Genomic DNA, 14,928 nt, shown 5'->3' on the forward strand with positions numbered 1-14,928 from the left:
TTCTCGACCAGGTAGGACATCCGGCGGACGACGAGGCCCGGGGTGCGGGAATCGGCACCCCGGGCCTCAGCATCAGCGGCGTTCGGCGACCAGCAGAGAGACCGTCGCGGTAGCCATCCGTGGGGAATCCCCGGTGATCGCACGCACGGGACCGGTGAGCTGGACCAGGGCCTCGGCCTCCCGCTGCGCACACGACGGTCCCACCCAGAGCTGGACGGCGCCGGGCTCGACGATGCGACGCCCGTCGCGGCCGGTGAAGGCCAACCGCGACGTCGGCACCGTGAACGTCACGGTCGCCGAGCCGCCCGGCTCGAGGGTGACGCGCTGGTACGCCAGAAGCTGGGCGACCGGGCGGGTCACCGAGCCGACGAGGTCGCGCGCATAGAGCTGGACCACATCGGTGCCGGTCCGGGCGCCGGTGTTCGACACCCGCACGCTCGCGATGATCGCCCCGTCGGTGGCCGCATCCGCGGCGGCGAGGTCCTCGTGGGTGAACGTGGTGTAGCTCAGCCCGTGTCCGAAGGGCAGGGCGGGGGTGTTGTCCGCGCTGGTGATCTCGGTGGGACCGCCGAGCACGGGATGCAGGTACGTGTACGGCTGGGCGCCCGCCGAGCGGGGCAGGGACACGGGAAGCCTGCCCGAGGGGACGGTCGCGCCGGAGAGGACGCGCGCGATCGCGGGACCGCCCTCCTCGCCGGGGAAGAATGCCTGCACGACCGCGCCGGCAGCCGACGCGCCGTGCAGCATCCAGCCGATCGCGTAGGGGCGACCCGAGATGACCACGACGACCGTCGGGGTGCCCGTCGCCACGACAGATTCGACGAGGAGGCGCTGCGCGCCGGGCAGCTCGAGGTCGTCGACGTCGTTCCCCTCGCCGACCGTGCCGCGACCGAACAACCCCGCACGGTCGCCGACCACGACGACTGCCACGTCTGCGCGTGTCGCGGCCTCGACCGCGGCCGCGATGCCGGTGGGGTCGCCGTCCTCGACGTCGCAGCCCCGCTCGTGCACGAACACGGCGTGCGGCAACTCCGCGTGCAATGCCTCCGCGACCGTGGGGATCTCGAAGCCGAGCTCGGTGCCCGGGTGGTGCGCGAGAACGTGGTTGGCGAACGAGTAGCAGCCCATGAGCGCCTCGGCCGCGTCGGCGTTGGGGCCGATCAGCGCGATCGTCCGCGGTTCGGCGAGCGGCAGCATCCCGTCGTTGTGCAGCAGCACGATCGATTCCTCGGCCGCCCGCCGCGCCAGCTCACGCATCCGCGGACCGTCCAGCTCGACGCTCGTCGGGGGCGACGAGAAGTCCTCGTCGAGCAGTCCCAGTTCCTCCTTCTGTGAGAGCACCCGCAGGACCGCGCGATCCACGTCGGCGAGCGCCTGGGGATCCGTGCCGAGCCGCTCGCGGAGCGGATCGACGAACGCGTCTCCGGTGGGAAGCTCGACGTCGATGCCCGCCCGCAGGGCGAGCAGCGCGGCCTCGCCGAGATCGGCGGCCACGCCGTGCAGTGCGTGCAGGAAAGCGACCGAGAAGTAGTCGGCGACGACCGTGCCGTCGAACCCCCACTCGTCGCGCAGCAGCCCGGTGAGCAGTTCGGGGTCGGACGCGACCGGCACGCCGTCGATCTCGGCGTACGAGTTCATCACCGAGCGCACACCTCCGTCGCGCACCGCCATCTCGAACGGCGGCAGCATGATGTCCTGCAGGCGGCGTCGGCCCATGTGCACCGGCGCGTGGTTGCGCCCCGCCTGCGAGGCCGAGTAGCCCGCGAAGTGCTTGAGAGTGGCGTGCACCCCGGCGGACTGGAGCCCGCGCACGTAGGCGGTGCCGATCGTTCCGACGACGTACGGGTCCTCCGAGATGCACTCGTCGACGCGACCCCAACGGGGATCCATGACCACGTCCAGCACCGGGGCGAGGCCCTGATGGATTCCCAGCTCCGCCATCGAGCGGCCGATCGCGTGACCGAGCTCCTCGGTCAGCTCGGGATCGAAGGCCGCACCCCACGCCAGAGGAGTGGGGAAGGTCGCGGCCTTCCACGCGGCGAGGCCGGTGAGGCACTCCTCGTGGACGATGGCGGGGATTCCGAGTCGGGTCTGCTCCCGCAGCCGACGCTGTTCCGCCCAGAGCCAAGACGCGCGCTCCACCGGATCCACGGGACGCGTGCCGTAGACACGCGTGAGATGTCCGATGCCGTTCACTGTGGCGTCCTCGTACTTGGTCGAGGTCACCATCTCGCCCGCCATCGGCGCGACGACCTCGTGGCCCTGGTCGACCCAGTAGCCGACGAGCTGTGCCAGCTTCTCGTCGATGGTCATCTGCGCGTGCAGAGATCGCACCCGCGCCGAGACGGCGGGCAGGCCGACGCCGCTCATCCCTTGACCGCCCCCGTCAGACCGCCGACGATGCGTCGCTCGAAGAGGCTGAAGAAGACAAGCGCCGGGATCATCGACAGCGACGTGAAGGCAAGCACCTTTGCGGTGTCTTGCGAGTACTGCGATGAGAACGCCTGGACGCCCAGCGGCAGCGTGAAGTTCGCATTGTCGTTGAGGAGGAACAGCGGCAGGAGGTAGCTGTTCCAGCTGCCGATGAAGGCGAGGATTCCAACCGTGATGACGCCCGGAATCGCCAGCGGAAGCACCATGCGCCAGAAGAATCCCAGGCGGCTGCATCCGTCGATGAACGCGGCCTCCTCGATCTCATCGGGGATCGCACGCAGGAACGGCACCAGGATGATGATCGTCACCGGCAGGGCGAACGCGATCTGGGGCAGGATGACGCCGGCGAGCGTATTGATGAGGCCGAGGTCGCGGACGACGATGTAGAGGGGGGTGATGGCGACGGTGATCGGGAACATGAGTCCCGCCGCGAACAGCGCGTACATCGCTCCTCGCCCCCGGAACCGGTACCTGGCGAGCACGTAGCTCGCCATGAGGCCGAGCAGGATGACGCCCACAGTGGTCGCGACCCCGACGATCGTGGAGTTGAGCACCAGCTGCCAGAAGACGCCGCCCGTCAGCACCTCGAAGTAGTTCTCCCAGACCCACGGGTCGGGAAACCCGCCGGGGTCCGCCGTGATCTGGGAATTCGAGCGGAATCCACCGAGGATGATGTAGATGATCGGTCCCAGCATGAGCGCGATCACGACCAGCGAGACGAAGTACACGGCAGGCGTGCCGGCCTGCATGCGCTGACGTCGTGGTGGCGGCAGCTCAATGGTCGCCAAGGCGGCGGTCATCGGGTGGTCCTTTCAGTGAGCGCGCCGGCGGTGTCGCGGCGCAGCACGAAGCGCTGGTAGATCAGGGCGACGACGAGGGAGATCAGGAAGATGACGACGGCGACGGCGTTGCCGTAGCCGAAGTTGCCCGCGTTGCGGCCGTTGGAGACCATGTAGGTCGCCATCGTGGATGTGCCTGCCACCGGCGCGACGTACTGCCCCCAGATGATGTACACCAGGTCGAACAGCTGCAGTGCCCCGATGATCGACAGGAATACCCAGATGCGCAGGGTCGGGCTCAGAAGCGGGATCGTGATGCGTCGCTGGATCTGCCAGTAGCTGGCGCCATCGATCGCGGCGGCCTCGTAGAGCTCGTCGGGGATGCCCTGGAGTCCCGCGAGGAACAGGATGACCGCGAAGCCGACGTACTTCCACGTGAGGATCGCCATGAGGGTCCAGATGGCGATGCTGGGATCAGCGAGCCAGTCCCGGGCGAGTCCGGAGAGTCCGAGGTTCTCGAGCACTCCGTTGAGGGCGCCATTGGTCGCCAGCAGGAGGGCGAAGCCCGTGCCGACGACGACTTCCGCGATCACATAGGGCGCGAAGATGAGCACCCGGATGATCGACTGCCCGCGCATCTTGCGGTTCAGCAGCAGCGCGATCAGCAGGGCCGCGGGTCCCTGGATGACGATCGACATCACCACGATGAATGCGTTGTGGCCGAGTGCTTCTTGGAAGTCGGGGTCGGTCAGGATCAGGAAGTAGTTCTGCAGGCCCACGAAATCCGTCGGCGGTCCATAGCCTTGCCATCTGAAGAAGCCGTAGTACGCCGCCATGACCATCGGGAAGATGACGAAGCCGACGAAGACGATCATTGCCGGCCCAGCCAGCAGGGCGATCTCGAATCGGCCTGACCATCCGATTCCTCGGGGTCGGCGGCGCGGCGATGCCGGGGGCGGCGACGTGACGCCGCCGCCCCCGGTGCGCTGCGCGAGATCCGTCTCCGGGCGATCGTCCGTCTTCGGTGTCTCGCTTGCATGCATGGGAAGTGTTCCTAGCCCTTCGCCCCGGCCGCGTTGGCCTCGTCGATCATCTGCTGCGGCGTGCTCTGCCCGGCGAGCAGCGACACGACCGAGACGTTCAGTGCGTTGCCGACGTTCTGACCGAGCACCGTGTCGAGCCACTGCGAGACGAACGGCGCCTTGTTGTAGGCCTCGAGGATCTGAATCAGGTACGACTCGGTGACAGCCTCCTGGGCGACCGTGTTGACGGGCGGGGACGAGAACGCCTCGTAGTACGCGGTCTGCTGAGCGTCCGAGCCGACGAAGCTGAGGAAGTCGACGCATTCCTTCGGCGCTTGCGCCGAGCAGGAGTAGCCATCGACGCCACCCATCATCGAGCCGGGCTCACCCGCTCCGCCCGGAACCTCCGGGAACGGGTACCAGGCGAGATCCGGCAGCGGCTTCTCGTCGGGCGTCAGCGAGGCGATCACGCCCGGGTCCCATGCGCCCATCAGTTCGCCGCCCGCCTTGTGGTTGGCGACGAGACCGGCCGAGCTGCCGGCACCCTGCTGGGCCGCGGTCGTGAGGAAGCCTTCGTTGAAGGGCTCCGTCGCGTTGAAGTCCGCGAGGTCCTGAGCGGCCTTCAACCAACAAGGGTCGCTGAAGTCCTTCGAGTCGCCGGTCTCCTCCACGGTCGCGGGCGAGCACTCGCGCAGGGCGAACCAGTAGAACCAGTGCGCTGCGGGCCAGGCGTCCTTCGCGCCGAGGGCGAGCGGCGCGACGCCGGTCGCCTTCAGCTTGTCGTTCGCGGCCACCATCTCGTCGATGGTCGTCGGCGTCTCGGTGACACCGGCGGCTTCGTAGAGGTCCTGGCTGTAGAAGATGCCACCGGGCAGCACGGACAGCGGGATCGCCCAGAGCTTGTCCTGATAGGTCTCGGCCTTGAACGAGCCCTCCGGGATGTTGTCCGCCGCCTCGCCCGTGATCTTGCCGGTGAGGTCCATCAGCTGATTGGCCTGCACCATGGCAGCCATCTTGCCGCCGCCGCGCTGGAGGAAGATGTCCGGCGGGTCGCCGGCGTTCAGCGACGTCTGCAGCTTGCCATCCATGTCTTCGTTCTGGACGGACTGCATCTTGATCGTGACGTTCGGGTTCTCTTCCTCGAACGCGGCGATGGCGTCCTTCCAGAACTGCTGGCCGGGCCCGGTCGTCGAGTTCTGCCACAGCGTCATCTCGACCGTGCCGTCGCTGTTCTCGCCTGAGCCGCCCGCACTGCAGCCGGCGAACGCGAGCGCGCCGACGACGAGTGCTGCCGAACCCGCGAGGATTCTCTTGCCCTTCATGTGATTCCCGTTCTCTTCGTTGAGGAGCACCTCTGCTCCGAGATGCCGTTGGTCAGCGCGATCCGGTCGCGCAGTTGCTCGGCGTGCAAGCCGATCAGCAAAAGTGTGTGGTCACAACAAAAAGGTTGTCAAACGTTTTCAATAACGGTTTCGAGGCCGTTATGCTTTCGAAACATGAGCCGTCGTCCCACGATCATGGATGTCGCTGCCGCGGCCGGCGTATCGGTCGCGACCGTCTCGAAGGCGGTCAACGGGCGGTATGGCGTGGCCAGCGAGACCGTCGATCGTGTCCTCGCGGTCGTCGCCGACCTCGGGTACGAATCCAGCCTCATCGCGAGCAGCATGCGATCTCGCAGGACCGGCGTCATCGGCGTGCTCGTCGCAGACTTCGAGCCGTTCAGCGCGGAGATCCTCAAAGGCGTGGGTCAGGCGCTGAGCGATTCGCGCTACGACCTGCTCGCGTACGCGGGTTCACGCGGCGCCGCCGAGGGGTGGGAGCGTCGTTCGCTGTCGCGGCTGAGCGGCACTCTGATCGACGGCGCCATCATGGTCACACCGACCGTCGTGAACGTCGGCACCGAGGTGCCCGTCGTCGCGATCGACCCGCACACCGGACCGGCCGACCTCCCGACCGTGGAGAGCGACAGCTACGGCGGAGCGCTGCAGGCGACGCGACACCTCATCGAGCTCGGCCATTCCCGCATCGGCTTCATCGCCGGTCGGCGCGACCTGCGCTCCTCGATCGCACGCGATGCCGGGTACCGGCGCGCACTGGCGGATGCCGGCATCTCCGTGGATCCGGGCCTGGTCGGCTCCGGCAGCTACCGTCAGGACGCCGTCCGGGTGGCCGCCCTCGAGATGCTCCGGCGCACCGATCGACCGACGGCGATCTTCGCTGCCAACGACATCTCGGCGCTCGAGATCGTCAAAGTCGCGGGGGAGCTCGGGCTGGACGTTCCCGGTCACCTCTCGATCATCGGGTTCGACGATGTGCCCGAGGCGGCGAAGGCGACCCCCGCACTGTCGACCGTTCGCCAGCCCATGCAGACGCTCGGAGCCGAGGCGGCCCGGCTGCTGCTCACGCTGATGCAGGGCGAGGTTCCCCCGTCGACGCATATCGCGCTTCCGACACGGCTCGTCCCGCGGGACACGACAGCCCCGCCCGCCTGACGAGGCGGCGGTGTGTCACTTCAGGACGAAACCTGACGGGTCCCGCAGCAGCTCGCCGAACGCCGCCTCCGCGGCGCCGATGAGCAGTCGATCTTCGGCGAGCGCAGCCGGCCGGATGTCGAGATCCTCGCCGTTGGCGTGCATCGTCTGGGCGGCGACGGCCGCGGTCAGTCCTTCGGCGTCGTTCGCCGCCAGCATCGCGAGGAATCCGCCGAGCACCACCACGGCGGGATTGAGCACGTTGACCGCGTTGGCCAGAGCGGTGGCCAGGATGCGGCGCTGGCGGGCGATCTCTTCGAGAACGTCGGGGGCGTCGGTGGTGCTCAGCAGGTGGGCGAGAGCAGGCTCGTCGGCGTTGTCCCGGCCGAGGACCGCCAGGAGGCGCGTGCGGCTGACCTCGTCCTCGAGGACGCCGTCGGCGGCTCGACGATCGGCGATCGATGCGATTCCCGGACGGTTCTGGCCGAATTCGCCGGAGTAGCCCGAGGCGCCGGAGACCAGCATCCCGTGCACGATCAGTCCGCCGCCGATGCCGCTCGCCCCGCCGTTGAGGTAGACGACGTTGTCGATCCCGCGCGCGGCGCCGAAGAGGTGCTCGGCGAGAACGCCCAGCGCGGCATCGTTGCCCACGACGGTCGGCAGGTCGGTTTCGGCCTCGACGAGCTCGCGAAGCGCGGTGTCGGTCCACCTCAGGTGGGGCGCATCGCGCACCATCCCGTCCGACGTGCGCACCAGGCCCGGCACCGCGATGCCGACTCCGGCGATCGCGGTGTCGGCGAGGTCATCGTTGCGCCACGCCGCGACGCGCTCGCCGATGAGTTCGGCGGTGCGCACGGGGCCGATGAGGCCCGTCATCTCGATGCGTTCGCGGCGGCGCACGGTGCGATCGAGCCCGACGACGGCGAGCGTGAGGGCGTCGATCTCGGGGTTGGCGGCCACGGCCACGACCCGAGGATGCGCGGTCACCAGGGGCGACGGCCGCCCGACGCGCCTGCTCGGATCCGGCGCCCGCTCTTCGACCAGGCCGAGCGCGACGAGGTCGCCGACGAGGTCTGCGATCGTGGAGCGGTTCAGGCCCGTCGCGCCCGTCAAGATGGCGCGCGAGAGCGGACCCTCGAGGTGGGCAAGGCGCAGAAGCCGGGACAGGTTCGCTTGGCGGCTGCCCACGGGTTCGTTCATATTCTCACTGTAGAGGGCCTCCGAGATCGGTCCGCCCGGGCTGGACGCGGCATCCATTCTGGTATACGTTGTCACACGCAACAATTCCCGCGAAGGAGCGTCATGCCTACCCCCACAACTGCCGACAAATTCTCGTTCGGACTCTGGACCGTCGGATACAACGGCACCGATCCATTCGGCGGACCGACTCGTCCTGCGCTTGACGTCGTCCACGCCGTCGAGAAGCTCACCGAGCTCGGCGCCTACGGCCTCACCTTCCACGACGACGACCTGTTCGCCTTCGGCTCGACGGATGCCGAACGCCAGAAGCAGATCGACCGCCTGAAGGGTGCGCTCGCCGACACCGGCATGATCGTGCCGATGGTGACGACGAACCTCTTCAGCGCCCCGGTGTTCAAGGACGGCGGCTTCACCTCGAACGACCGCGATGTGCGGCGCTTCGCGCTGCGCAAGGTGTTCCGCCAGCTCGACCTCGGTGCCGAGCTGGGCGCGAAGACGTTCGTGATGTGGGGCGGCCGCGAGGGCGCCGAGTACGACGCGGCCAAGGACATCCGCCAGGCGCTCGAGCGCTACCGCGAGGCCGTCAACCTGCTCGGGGACTACGTCACCGACAAGGGCTACGACATCCGCTTCGCCATCGAGCCGAAGCCGAACGAGCCCCGTGGCGACATCCTGCTGCCGACCCTGGGCCACGCGCTCGCGTTCATCGACTCGCTCGAGCGCCCCGAGCTGGTCGGCCTGAACCCCGAGGTCGGGCACGAGCAGATGGCCGGGCTGAACTTCGCCGCCGGCATCGCCCAGGCGCTGTACCACGGCAAGCTGTTCCACATCGATCTGAACGGCCAGCGCGGCATCAAGTACGACCAGGATCTCGTCTTCGGTCACGGCGATCTGCACAACGCCTTCGCGCTGGTGGATCTGCTCGAGAACGGCGGACCCGGTGGCGTGCCCGCCTACGAGGGCCCTCGCCACTTCGACTACAAGCCCAGCCGCACCGAGGACGAGAAGGGCGTGTGGGATTCGGCATCCGCCAACATGCGCACGTACCTGCTGCTCAAGGAGCGCGCCGCGGCCTTCCGCGCCGACCCCGAGGTGCAGGAGGCGCTCGAGGCGTCCAAGGTCGCCGAGCTGTCGGTGCCGACGCTGAACGAGGGCGAGAGCTACACGGACTTCCTCGCCGACCGCTCGGCCTACGAGGACTTCGACCCGTCGGTGTACCTCGGCGGCAAGGGCTTCGGGTTCGTCCGCCTGCAGCAGCTCGCGACCGAGCACCTGCTCGGCGCGCGCGGCTGATCGGTTTCGGTGTCCCACTTCTGCATGCCCGGCACGGCGTGTCGGATGCAGAAGTGGGACACGGTTGAAGGGAAGGGCGAGCGATGACGCTGGTCATGGGAGTCGACTCGTCGACGCAGTCCTGCAAGGTCGTGGTGACGGATGCCGAGACCAACGCCATCGTGCGCGAGGGCCGCGCTACGCACCCGAACGGCACCGAGGTGGATCCGGCCGCCTGGTGGAGCGCGCTGCAGGATGCGATCGCGGCGGCGGGCGGGACGGCGGATCTCGCGGCGTGGGCGATCGGCGGTCAGCAGCACGGCATGGTCGTGCTCGACGACGCCGGCCGCGTCATCCGTCCCGCGCTGCTGTGGAACGATACGCGCTCCGCAGCGGCGGCCGTGGACCTCATCGCCGAGTTCGGCGCCGAGGCCCTCGCCCAGCGGAGCGGACTGGTGCCCGTCGCGTCGTTCACGATCACGAAGCTGCGGTGGCTGCGCGACTCCGAGCCCGAGAACGCCGCACGCGTGGCCGCGGTCGCGCTGCCCCACGATTGGCTGACCTGGCGGCTGCGCGGGTTCGGTCCCGAGGGGGAGTCCCCGCGTGGGCCGGTGCTCGACGAGCTCGTCACCGATCGATCGGATGCCTCGGGCACGGGCTACTGGAACCCGGCGAGCGGCGGGTACGACCGTGAGCTGCTCGCCGCGGCTCTGGGACACGACGCGATCCTTCCGCGCGTGCTCGGCCCGGCGGAATGGGTGCTCGACGACGCCGGCCGCAGGGTCGGGCCAGGGGCGGGCGACAACGCCGGCGCGGCGCTGGGCCTCGGCGCGGGCCCCGGAGACGTCGTGGTCTCGATCGGCACGAGCGGCACGGTCTTCGCGGTGAGCGACCAGCGCACGATCGATCCGAGCGGCACGGTCGCGGGGTTCGCCGACTGCACAGGCCGGTTCCTGCCACTGGTCGCGACGCTGAACGCCGCCCGTGTGCTCGACGCCGTCGCCGGCCTCCTGGCGGTCGACCACGCCGAGCTCGGCCGGCTCGCGCTCGCCGCCGAACCGGGCGCGCGCGGACTTCGTCTGGTGCCCTATTTCGAGGGCGAGCGGACGCCGAATCTGCCCGATGCCACAGCATCCCTCACCGGCATGACCCTCGCCTCCACGACCCGCGAGAACCTCGCCCGGGCTGCGGTCGAGGGGATGCTGAGTGGCCTCGCCGCGGGGCTTTCCGCGCTGCGGTCGCTGGGTGTTCCGCTGGAGCGGGCGCTGCTCATCGGCGGAGGCGCGCAGTCGGAGGCGGTGCGCACGATCGCACCCCAGGTGTTCGGCATTCCCGTCGAGGTCCCGCCCCCGGGGGAGTACGTCGCGCTCGGAGCGGCGCGACAGGCGGCGCTCGTCGCTCGAGCCTGAGTCGGAAGCCCCCCGGGGCGCCGCGCCGACTCGCAGCCGCGCACTTTGGCTCGCCTGTCGCGATGCGTGGGTGGCGGGGGCGTGTTGTGACAGCGGAACCCTGGGTCGCGCCGGACCCGGGTGCTCGCCTGTCGCGATGCGTGGGCGGTGTCGGCATGTTGTGACAGGGGAACCCCAGAGTCGCGCTTGCCAGGAGTCCCCAGGTCGCAGCTCGCCGCGAGTCCGCGGCTCGCAGCCACCTCGAATGCCGGGGTCGCAGCTCGCCTTGAGTCCCCGGCTCGCCGCCGGTCAGTCTTGCTCACCTGTCGCGATCTGCGGGTGGCGTCGGCGTGTTGTGACAGCGGAGCCCCGGGGTCGCGCCGGAGCCGGGGTGCTCGCCTGTCGCGATCTGTGGGTCGCGTCGGCATGTCGTGACAGCGGAGCCCCGGGGTCGCGCCGGAGCCGGGGTGCTCGCCTGTCGCGATCTGCGGGTGGCGTCGGCGTGTTGTGACAGGGGAGCCACCGAACGCGAGCCACGAGCCGCGGGCTTCTCGCGCTCGGGGGGCCCGCCCGACAGAATGGTCCCGTGCACCCCTCCGCCGACAAGGCCGCCGCCGACCAAGCGCAGCTGGACGAGATCGCCGCGGAGCTGTACGCACTGCCCCCCGAGGAGTTCACCGCGGCGCGGAACGTGCGGGCCGCGGCATCCGATCGGGCTCTCGCCGCCAAGGTGAAGGCTCTGCGCAAGCCGACCGCGTCGGCCTGGGCCGTCGATCTGCTGGCGCGCGACGGGCAACTCGGCGAGGCCCTCGAGCTGGCCGGCGCGCTGCGCGAGGCGCAGGACGACCTCGACGCCGCCGAGCTCGGCCGGCTGAGCCGTCAGCGTCGCGCGCTGGTCACTGCCCTCGCGACGCAGGCGGTCGACCTCGCGCGCGATCGCGGCGTCGCGGTCAGCGCTTCGGCGCGCACGGACGTGGAGAAGACCCTCAATGCGGCGGTGATGGATGCCGCGGCTGCCGCAGCCGTCATGACGGGGCGCCTCATCCGCCCGCTGGAGGCCGGCGGGTTCGACGCCGTCGACGTGTCCGATGCCGTCGGAGGCAGCCTGCCGGGAGTCCCGGACGCACCTGCTCCCACCCGTGACGACCTCGCCGAGAGGCGGGCGCGCAAGGCGGCGGAGCGCGCGCTGCGCGAGGCCGAGCGCGCCTCGGGCGAAGCGGAGCGTGAACTCACCCGCATCGACACCGCACTGGCGAAGGTCCGCGAGCGGGGTGACCTGCTGCGGGAGCGGGTCGGGGATCTGCGCGCCGAGCTCGCTCGTCTCGAAGTGGACGCGGACAAGGCCGATCACGAGGCGGCGCGCCTGGAAACCGTTCGGTCCGAAGCTGCGGACAAGGCGCGCGCGGCGGCGCGGCAGGCCGACCGGGCACGCGAGACGCTCGGATGAGTGCGAAGACGACCGCGTGAAACCCGGGTACCGGTGGGCGACCGTCTTCATGGCGGCTCTGCTGGCCGTGCTGAGCGGTGTGGTCGCCGTCGAGGCGGTGCGGGTCGCCGGTGATGCGCTGGAGCGGGCCGGGATCGACGCGTTCTACGAACAGCCCCCGGATGCCGCGACCGGCGACCCCGGATCGCTCGTGAAGATCGACCCGCTGCTGGGGGCGCCCCTCGCCGCCCGAGCCTGGCGGATCATGTACCGCACGACGGATGTCCACGGCGACGGCGTGGTCGCCACCGGTGTGCTCGTCGTTCCGCTTCTGCCCGCCCCGCCGGGCGGACGCGTCGTCGTGTCGTGGGGGCATCCGACGACCGGAGCCGCCCGCGACTGCGCGCCGTCGTACGGCTTCGATCCGTTCCTGGGGATCGAGGGTCTGCGCTTCCTGCTCAATCGCGGGTACGCGGTCGTGGCGACCGACTACGTCGGGATGGGCACCGACGGTCCCGATTCCTACCTCGTCGGGGTCACCGGCGGCAACGCCGTGCTGGATGCCGTGCGCGCCGCGCGCAGCGTGCCCGAGGCGCGGGCGAGTGACCGCGTCGTGCTGTGGGGGCATTCGCAGGGCGGCGCCGCAGTCCTGTTCGCGGCCGAGGGGGCGGCCTCGTACGCCCCCGAGCTGCGGATCGAGGCGGTCGCCGCCGCAGCGCCCGCCGCGAACCTCATCGACCTGATGAGCGCCCACCTGGACGACATCTCCGGCGTCACGATCGGCTCCTACGCGTTCACGGCGTTCGCATCCGTGTATCCCGACGCCGAGCTGGCCGACATCCTGACGCCCGCCGCTCTGGAGACCGTGCCGCGCATGAACCGGCTGTGCCTGCTCAGCAACATCCCCGAACTGCACGAGATCGGTCAGCCGCTCATCGGCGACTTCACGACCAGCGACCCCACCACCACTGCGCCGTGGTCCGCGCTGCTGGCCGAGAACTCGGCGGGCTCGACCGGGTTCGACGCGCCCCTGTTCATCGCGCAGGGACTGGACGACGAGCTCGTCGTCCCCGATGACACGGCCGATTTCGTGCAGCACGAGGCCTCTCTCGGCGTCCGCGTGACCTACGAGACGATTCCTTTCGCCACGCACGGCACCGTCGCATACCTTGCGCTGCCCGGTCTCATGCAATGGCTGGACGACGTGCTGCGCTGACCGCGGCGGCCCCGGCGAGTCGGTACGGTGAATCGTGGACCAGCTCGAGCCGACCCTTCTCGTCATTCCGCTGCTCGCCGTGCTGGCGCCGCTGTTCGCGCGCAGCCTGGGCAGGTGGGTGCGCATCCCCATCGTGGTGTTCGAGCTTCTGCTCGGGATTCTCGTCGGCCCGTCGCTGCTGGGCTGGGCGGAGGCGTCGGACTTCGTGGGGGCGCTGTCGGAGTTCGGTCTGGCCATGCTGTTCTTCGTCGCCGGATCCGAGATCGAGTTCACCGCTTTCCGGGGCCGCACCGGCCGCGCGGCCGCCGGCGGCTGGCTGATCAGCCTCGCCGCCGGCGTGGCGCTCACGTGGATCCTCTTCCCCGGCGAGATCGCGATCATCGTCGGCGTCGCCCTGGCCTCGACAGCGCTCGGGACCATCCTTCCGATCCTGCGCGACGCCGGCGAGCTGCACACACCCTTCGGACGGGCGATCGGGGCGATCGGCGCGGTCGGCGAGTTCGGACCCCTGATCGCGATCTCGCTGTTCCTCGGCGGGCGCGATCCGGGCATCGAGTCGATCGTGCTGCTGATCTTCGGCGTGGTCGCCGGCCTGGCGATCTGGCTGGCGTTCCGGATGCCGAGAGGCGCGATGCACCGTGCCGTCAACGCCTCGCTGCACACGTCCGGTCAGTTCGCGATCCGCGTCGTGTTCCTGATCCTCGCGGCTCTGGTTGCGCTGAGCATCGTCCTGGACCTCGACCTGCTGCTGGGCGCGTTCGCCGCGGGAATCGTCTGGCGCCTGCTCATGCGCGACGCCAGGGAATCGGACCGCAGGGTCGTGGAGAGCAAGGTCGAGGCCGTCGCCTTCGGCTTCCTGGTGCCCGTCTTCTTCATCTACACGGGCGTCACGTTCGACCTGGCCTCGTTGATGGAGACCCCCATCCTGCTGGCGGTCGTGCCGCTCGTGGTCATCCTCCTGTTCCTGGTGCGCGGTCTTCCGTCGATGCTCGCCGCACCGGCCGGTTCCACGCCGCGCGACCGGATCGCCGTCGCCCTGCTCGGGGCGACCGGTCTGCCGATCATCGTCGCCGTCACCGGGATCGGCGTCGACGAAGGCATCCTGCCCAGCGCCGCAGCGGCCGTGCTGGTCGGCGCGGGGATGCTGTCGGTGCTGCTGTTCCCGCTGATCGCGATGAGCCTGCGCGGTGAGCGGAAGGTGACGGCATCCGCCGAGCTGGAGGACGATCGCGCGTGAGCACGAACGCGCTCATCCAGCAGGCACGCTCTCGCCTCGCCGGCGCGCCGCAGGAGGCCCTCGGCGAGCTCATCACGCCGCGGCGGCTGTTCGGGATCGGCCGATCGACGCGCATCGTCCGTCGTGGCGCCGCCTGGCACCTGGGGGTGCTGCTGCTCACCGACGACGAGGTGCTGGCCACCGGCGACATCGTGCGCGCGCGCCGCGAGGTGCGCCGTGGCTTCACCGCGGAATCGCAGCGCCGTCGAGCCGAGCTGGCCGCCGCCGCCGCTCTCGGCGGTATCGCGGAGGGCGAGACCGTGCACATCGGGTGGCAGCTGCTCGATGTCGACGCGGTCGATCGCGGCGCGGCATCCGGCCCGCTCGTGCTGCAGGAGGGCACCCCCCGGGTGCGCTGGAGCGCCGCGGGTGGCTTCATGCCGCTGGCGCAGTACCTCGATGAGCGCGTCGACCTGCTGCTGCACCCGCCGGCGGGCGCGTAGCG

At 70.0% G+C, this 14,928-nt stretch carries 12 protein-coding genes; 7 read left to right on the plus strand and 5 right to left on the minus strand.

The annotated features are described in order from the left end of the window. Positions 1-72: 72 nt before the first annotated feature. Genes ABD655_RS03450 through ABD655_RS03465 form a run of 4 tightly spaced genes read right to left on the minus strand, consistent with a single transcriptional unit; the run spans position 73 to position 5,556 of the window. Entirely contained in the window at positions 73-2,370 is a 2,298-nt protein-coding gene (locus ABD655_RS03450) for a beta-xylosidase/alpha-l-arabinosidase (RefSeq protein WP_344711646.1), read from the minus strand. Next, positions 2,367-3,233: a carbohydrate ABC transporter permease gene (locus ABD655_RS03455; RefSeq protein ID WP_344711647.1), complete on the minus strand. Its 867-nt coding sequence runs from the start codon at positions 3,231-3,233 to the stop codon at positions 2,367-2,369. Before ABD655_RS03455 ends, ABD655_RS03450 begins: the two co-directional genes overlap by 4 nt. Then, positions 3,230-4,255 (minus strand): carbohydrate ABC transporter permease, encoded by a 1,026-nt coding sequence (locus tag ABD655_RS03460; protein ID WP_344711648.1) that lies wholly within the window; start codon positions 4,253-4,255, stop codon positions 3,230-3,232. The genes ABD655_RS03455 and ABD655_RS03460 overlap by 4 nt, the downstream gene beginning before the upstream one ends. 11 nt (positions 4,256-4,266) lie before the next feature. Beyond that, on the minus strand, positions 4,267-5,556 hold the full coding sequence (locus ABD655_RS03465) for an ABC transporter substrate-binding protein (RefSeq protein WP_344711649.1): 1,290 nt from the start codon (positions 5,554-5,556) through the stop codon (positions 4,267-4,269). A 174-nt stretch (positions 5,557-5,730) separates the two neighbouring features. Between ABD655_RS03465 and ABD655_RS03470 the strand changes: the two genes are divergently transcribed. Further along, the gene (locus ABD655_RS03470) at positions 5,731-6,726 is read left to right on the plus strand and encodes a LacI family DNA-binding transcriptional regulator (RefSeq protein ID WP_344711650.1); all 996 of its coding nucleotides are present in this window, start codon (positions 5,731-5,733) and stop codon (positions 6,724-6,726) included. A 15-nt stretch (positions 6,727-6,741) separates the two neighbouring features. Here ABD655_RS03470 and ABD655_RS03475 read toward each other — a convergent pair whose 3' ends face one another. Then, entirely contained in the window at positions 6,742-7,905 is a 1,164-nt protein-coding gene (locus tag ABD655_RS03475) for an ROK family protein (RefSeq protein ID WP_344711651.1), read from the minus strand. A 102-nt stretch (positions 7,906-8,007) separates the two neighbouring features. Between ABD655_RS03475 and xylA the strand changes: the two genes are divergently transcribed. The 6 genes from xylA to ABD655_RS03505 all read left to right on the plus strand — a co-directional run bounded on the left by xylA (position 8,008) and on the right by ABD655_RS03505 (position 14,926). Continuing rightward, positions 8,008-9,198 carry a xylose isomerase gene (gene xylA, locus ABD655_RS03480; protein WP_344711652.1) on the plus strand — a complete coding sequence of 397 codons (1,191 nt, stop codon included), beginning with the start codon at positions 8,008-8,010 and terminating at the stop codon, positions 9,196-9,198. 83 nt (positions 9,199-9,281) lie between these two features. After that, positions 9,282-10,586 (plus strand): xylulokinase, encoded by a 1,305-nt coding sequence (gene xylB / locus ABD655_RS03485; protein ID WP_344711653.1) that lies wholly within the window; start codon positions 9,282-9,284, stop codon positions 10,584-10,586. A gap of 565 nt (positions 10,587-11,151) precedes the next feature. Then, positions 11,152-12,012 (plus strand): transposase, encoded by an 861-nt coding sequence (locus tag ABD655_RS03490; RefSeq protein ID WP_344711654.1) that lies wholly within the window; start codon positions 11,152-11,154, stop codon positions 12,010-12,012. 16 nt (positions 12,013-12,028) lie between these two features. Beyond that, positions 12,029-13,207 carry an alpha/beta fold hydrolase gene (locus ABD655_RS03495; RefSeq protein ID WP_344711655.1) on the plus strand — a complete coding sequence of 393 codons (1,179 nt, stop codon included), beginning with the start codon at positions 12,029-12,031 and terminating at the stop codon, positions 13,205-13,207. A 34-nt stretch (positions 13,208-13,241) separates the two neighbouring features. Next, positions 13,242-14,444, plus strand: coding sequence for a cation:proton antiporter (locus tag ABD655_RS03500; protein WP_344711656.1), 1,203 nt, complete (start codon positions 13,242-13,244; stop codon positions 14,442-14,444). Next, the gene (locus tag ABD655_RS03505; protein WP_344711657.1) at positions 14,441-14,926 is read left to right on the plus strand and encodes a glutaminase; all 486 of its coding nucleotides are present in this window, start codon (positions 14,441-14,443) and stop codon (positions 14,924-14,926) included. Before ABD655_RS03500 ends, ABD655_RS03505 begins: the two co-directional genes overlap by 4 nt. Positions 14,927-14,928: the final 2 nt, after the last annotated feature.

The organism is Microbacterium terregens, from assembly GCF_039534975.1.
GTDB classification, from domain to species: Bacteria; Actinomycetota; Actinomycetes; order Actinomycetales; family Microbacteriaceae; genus Microbacterium; species Microbacterium terregens.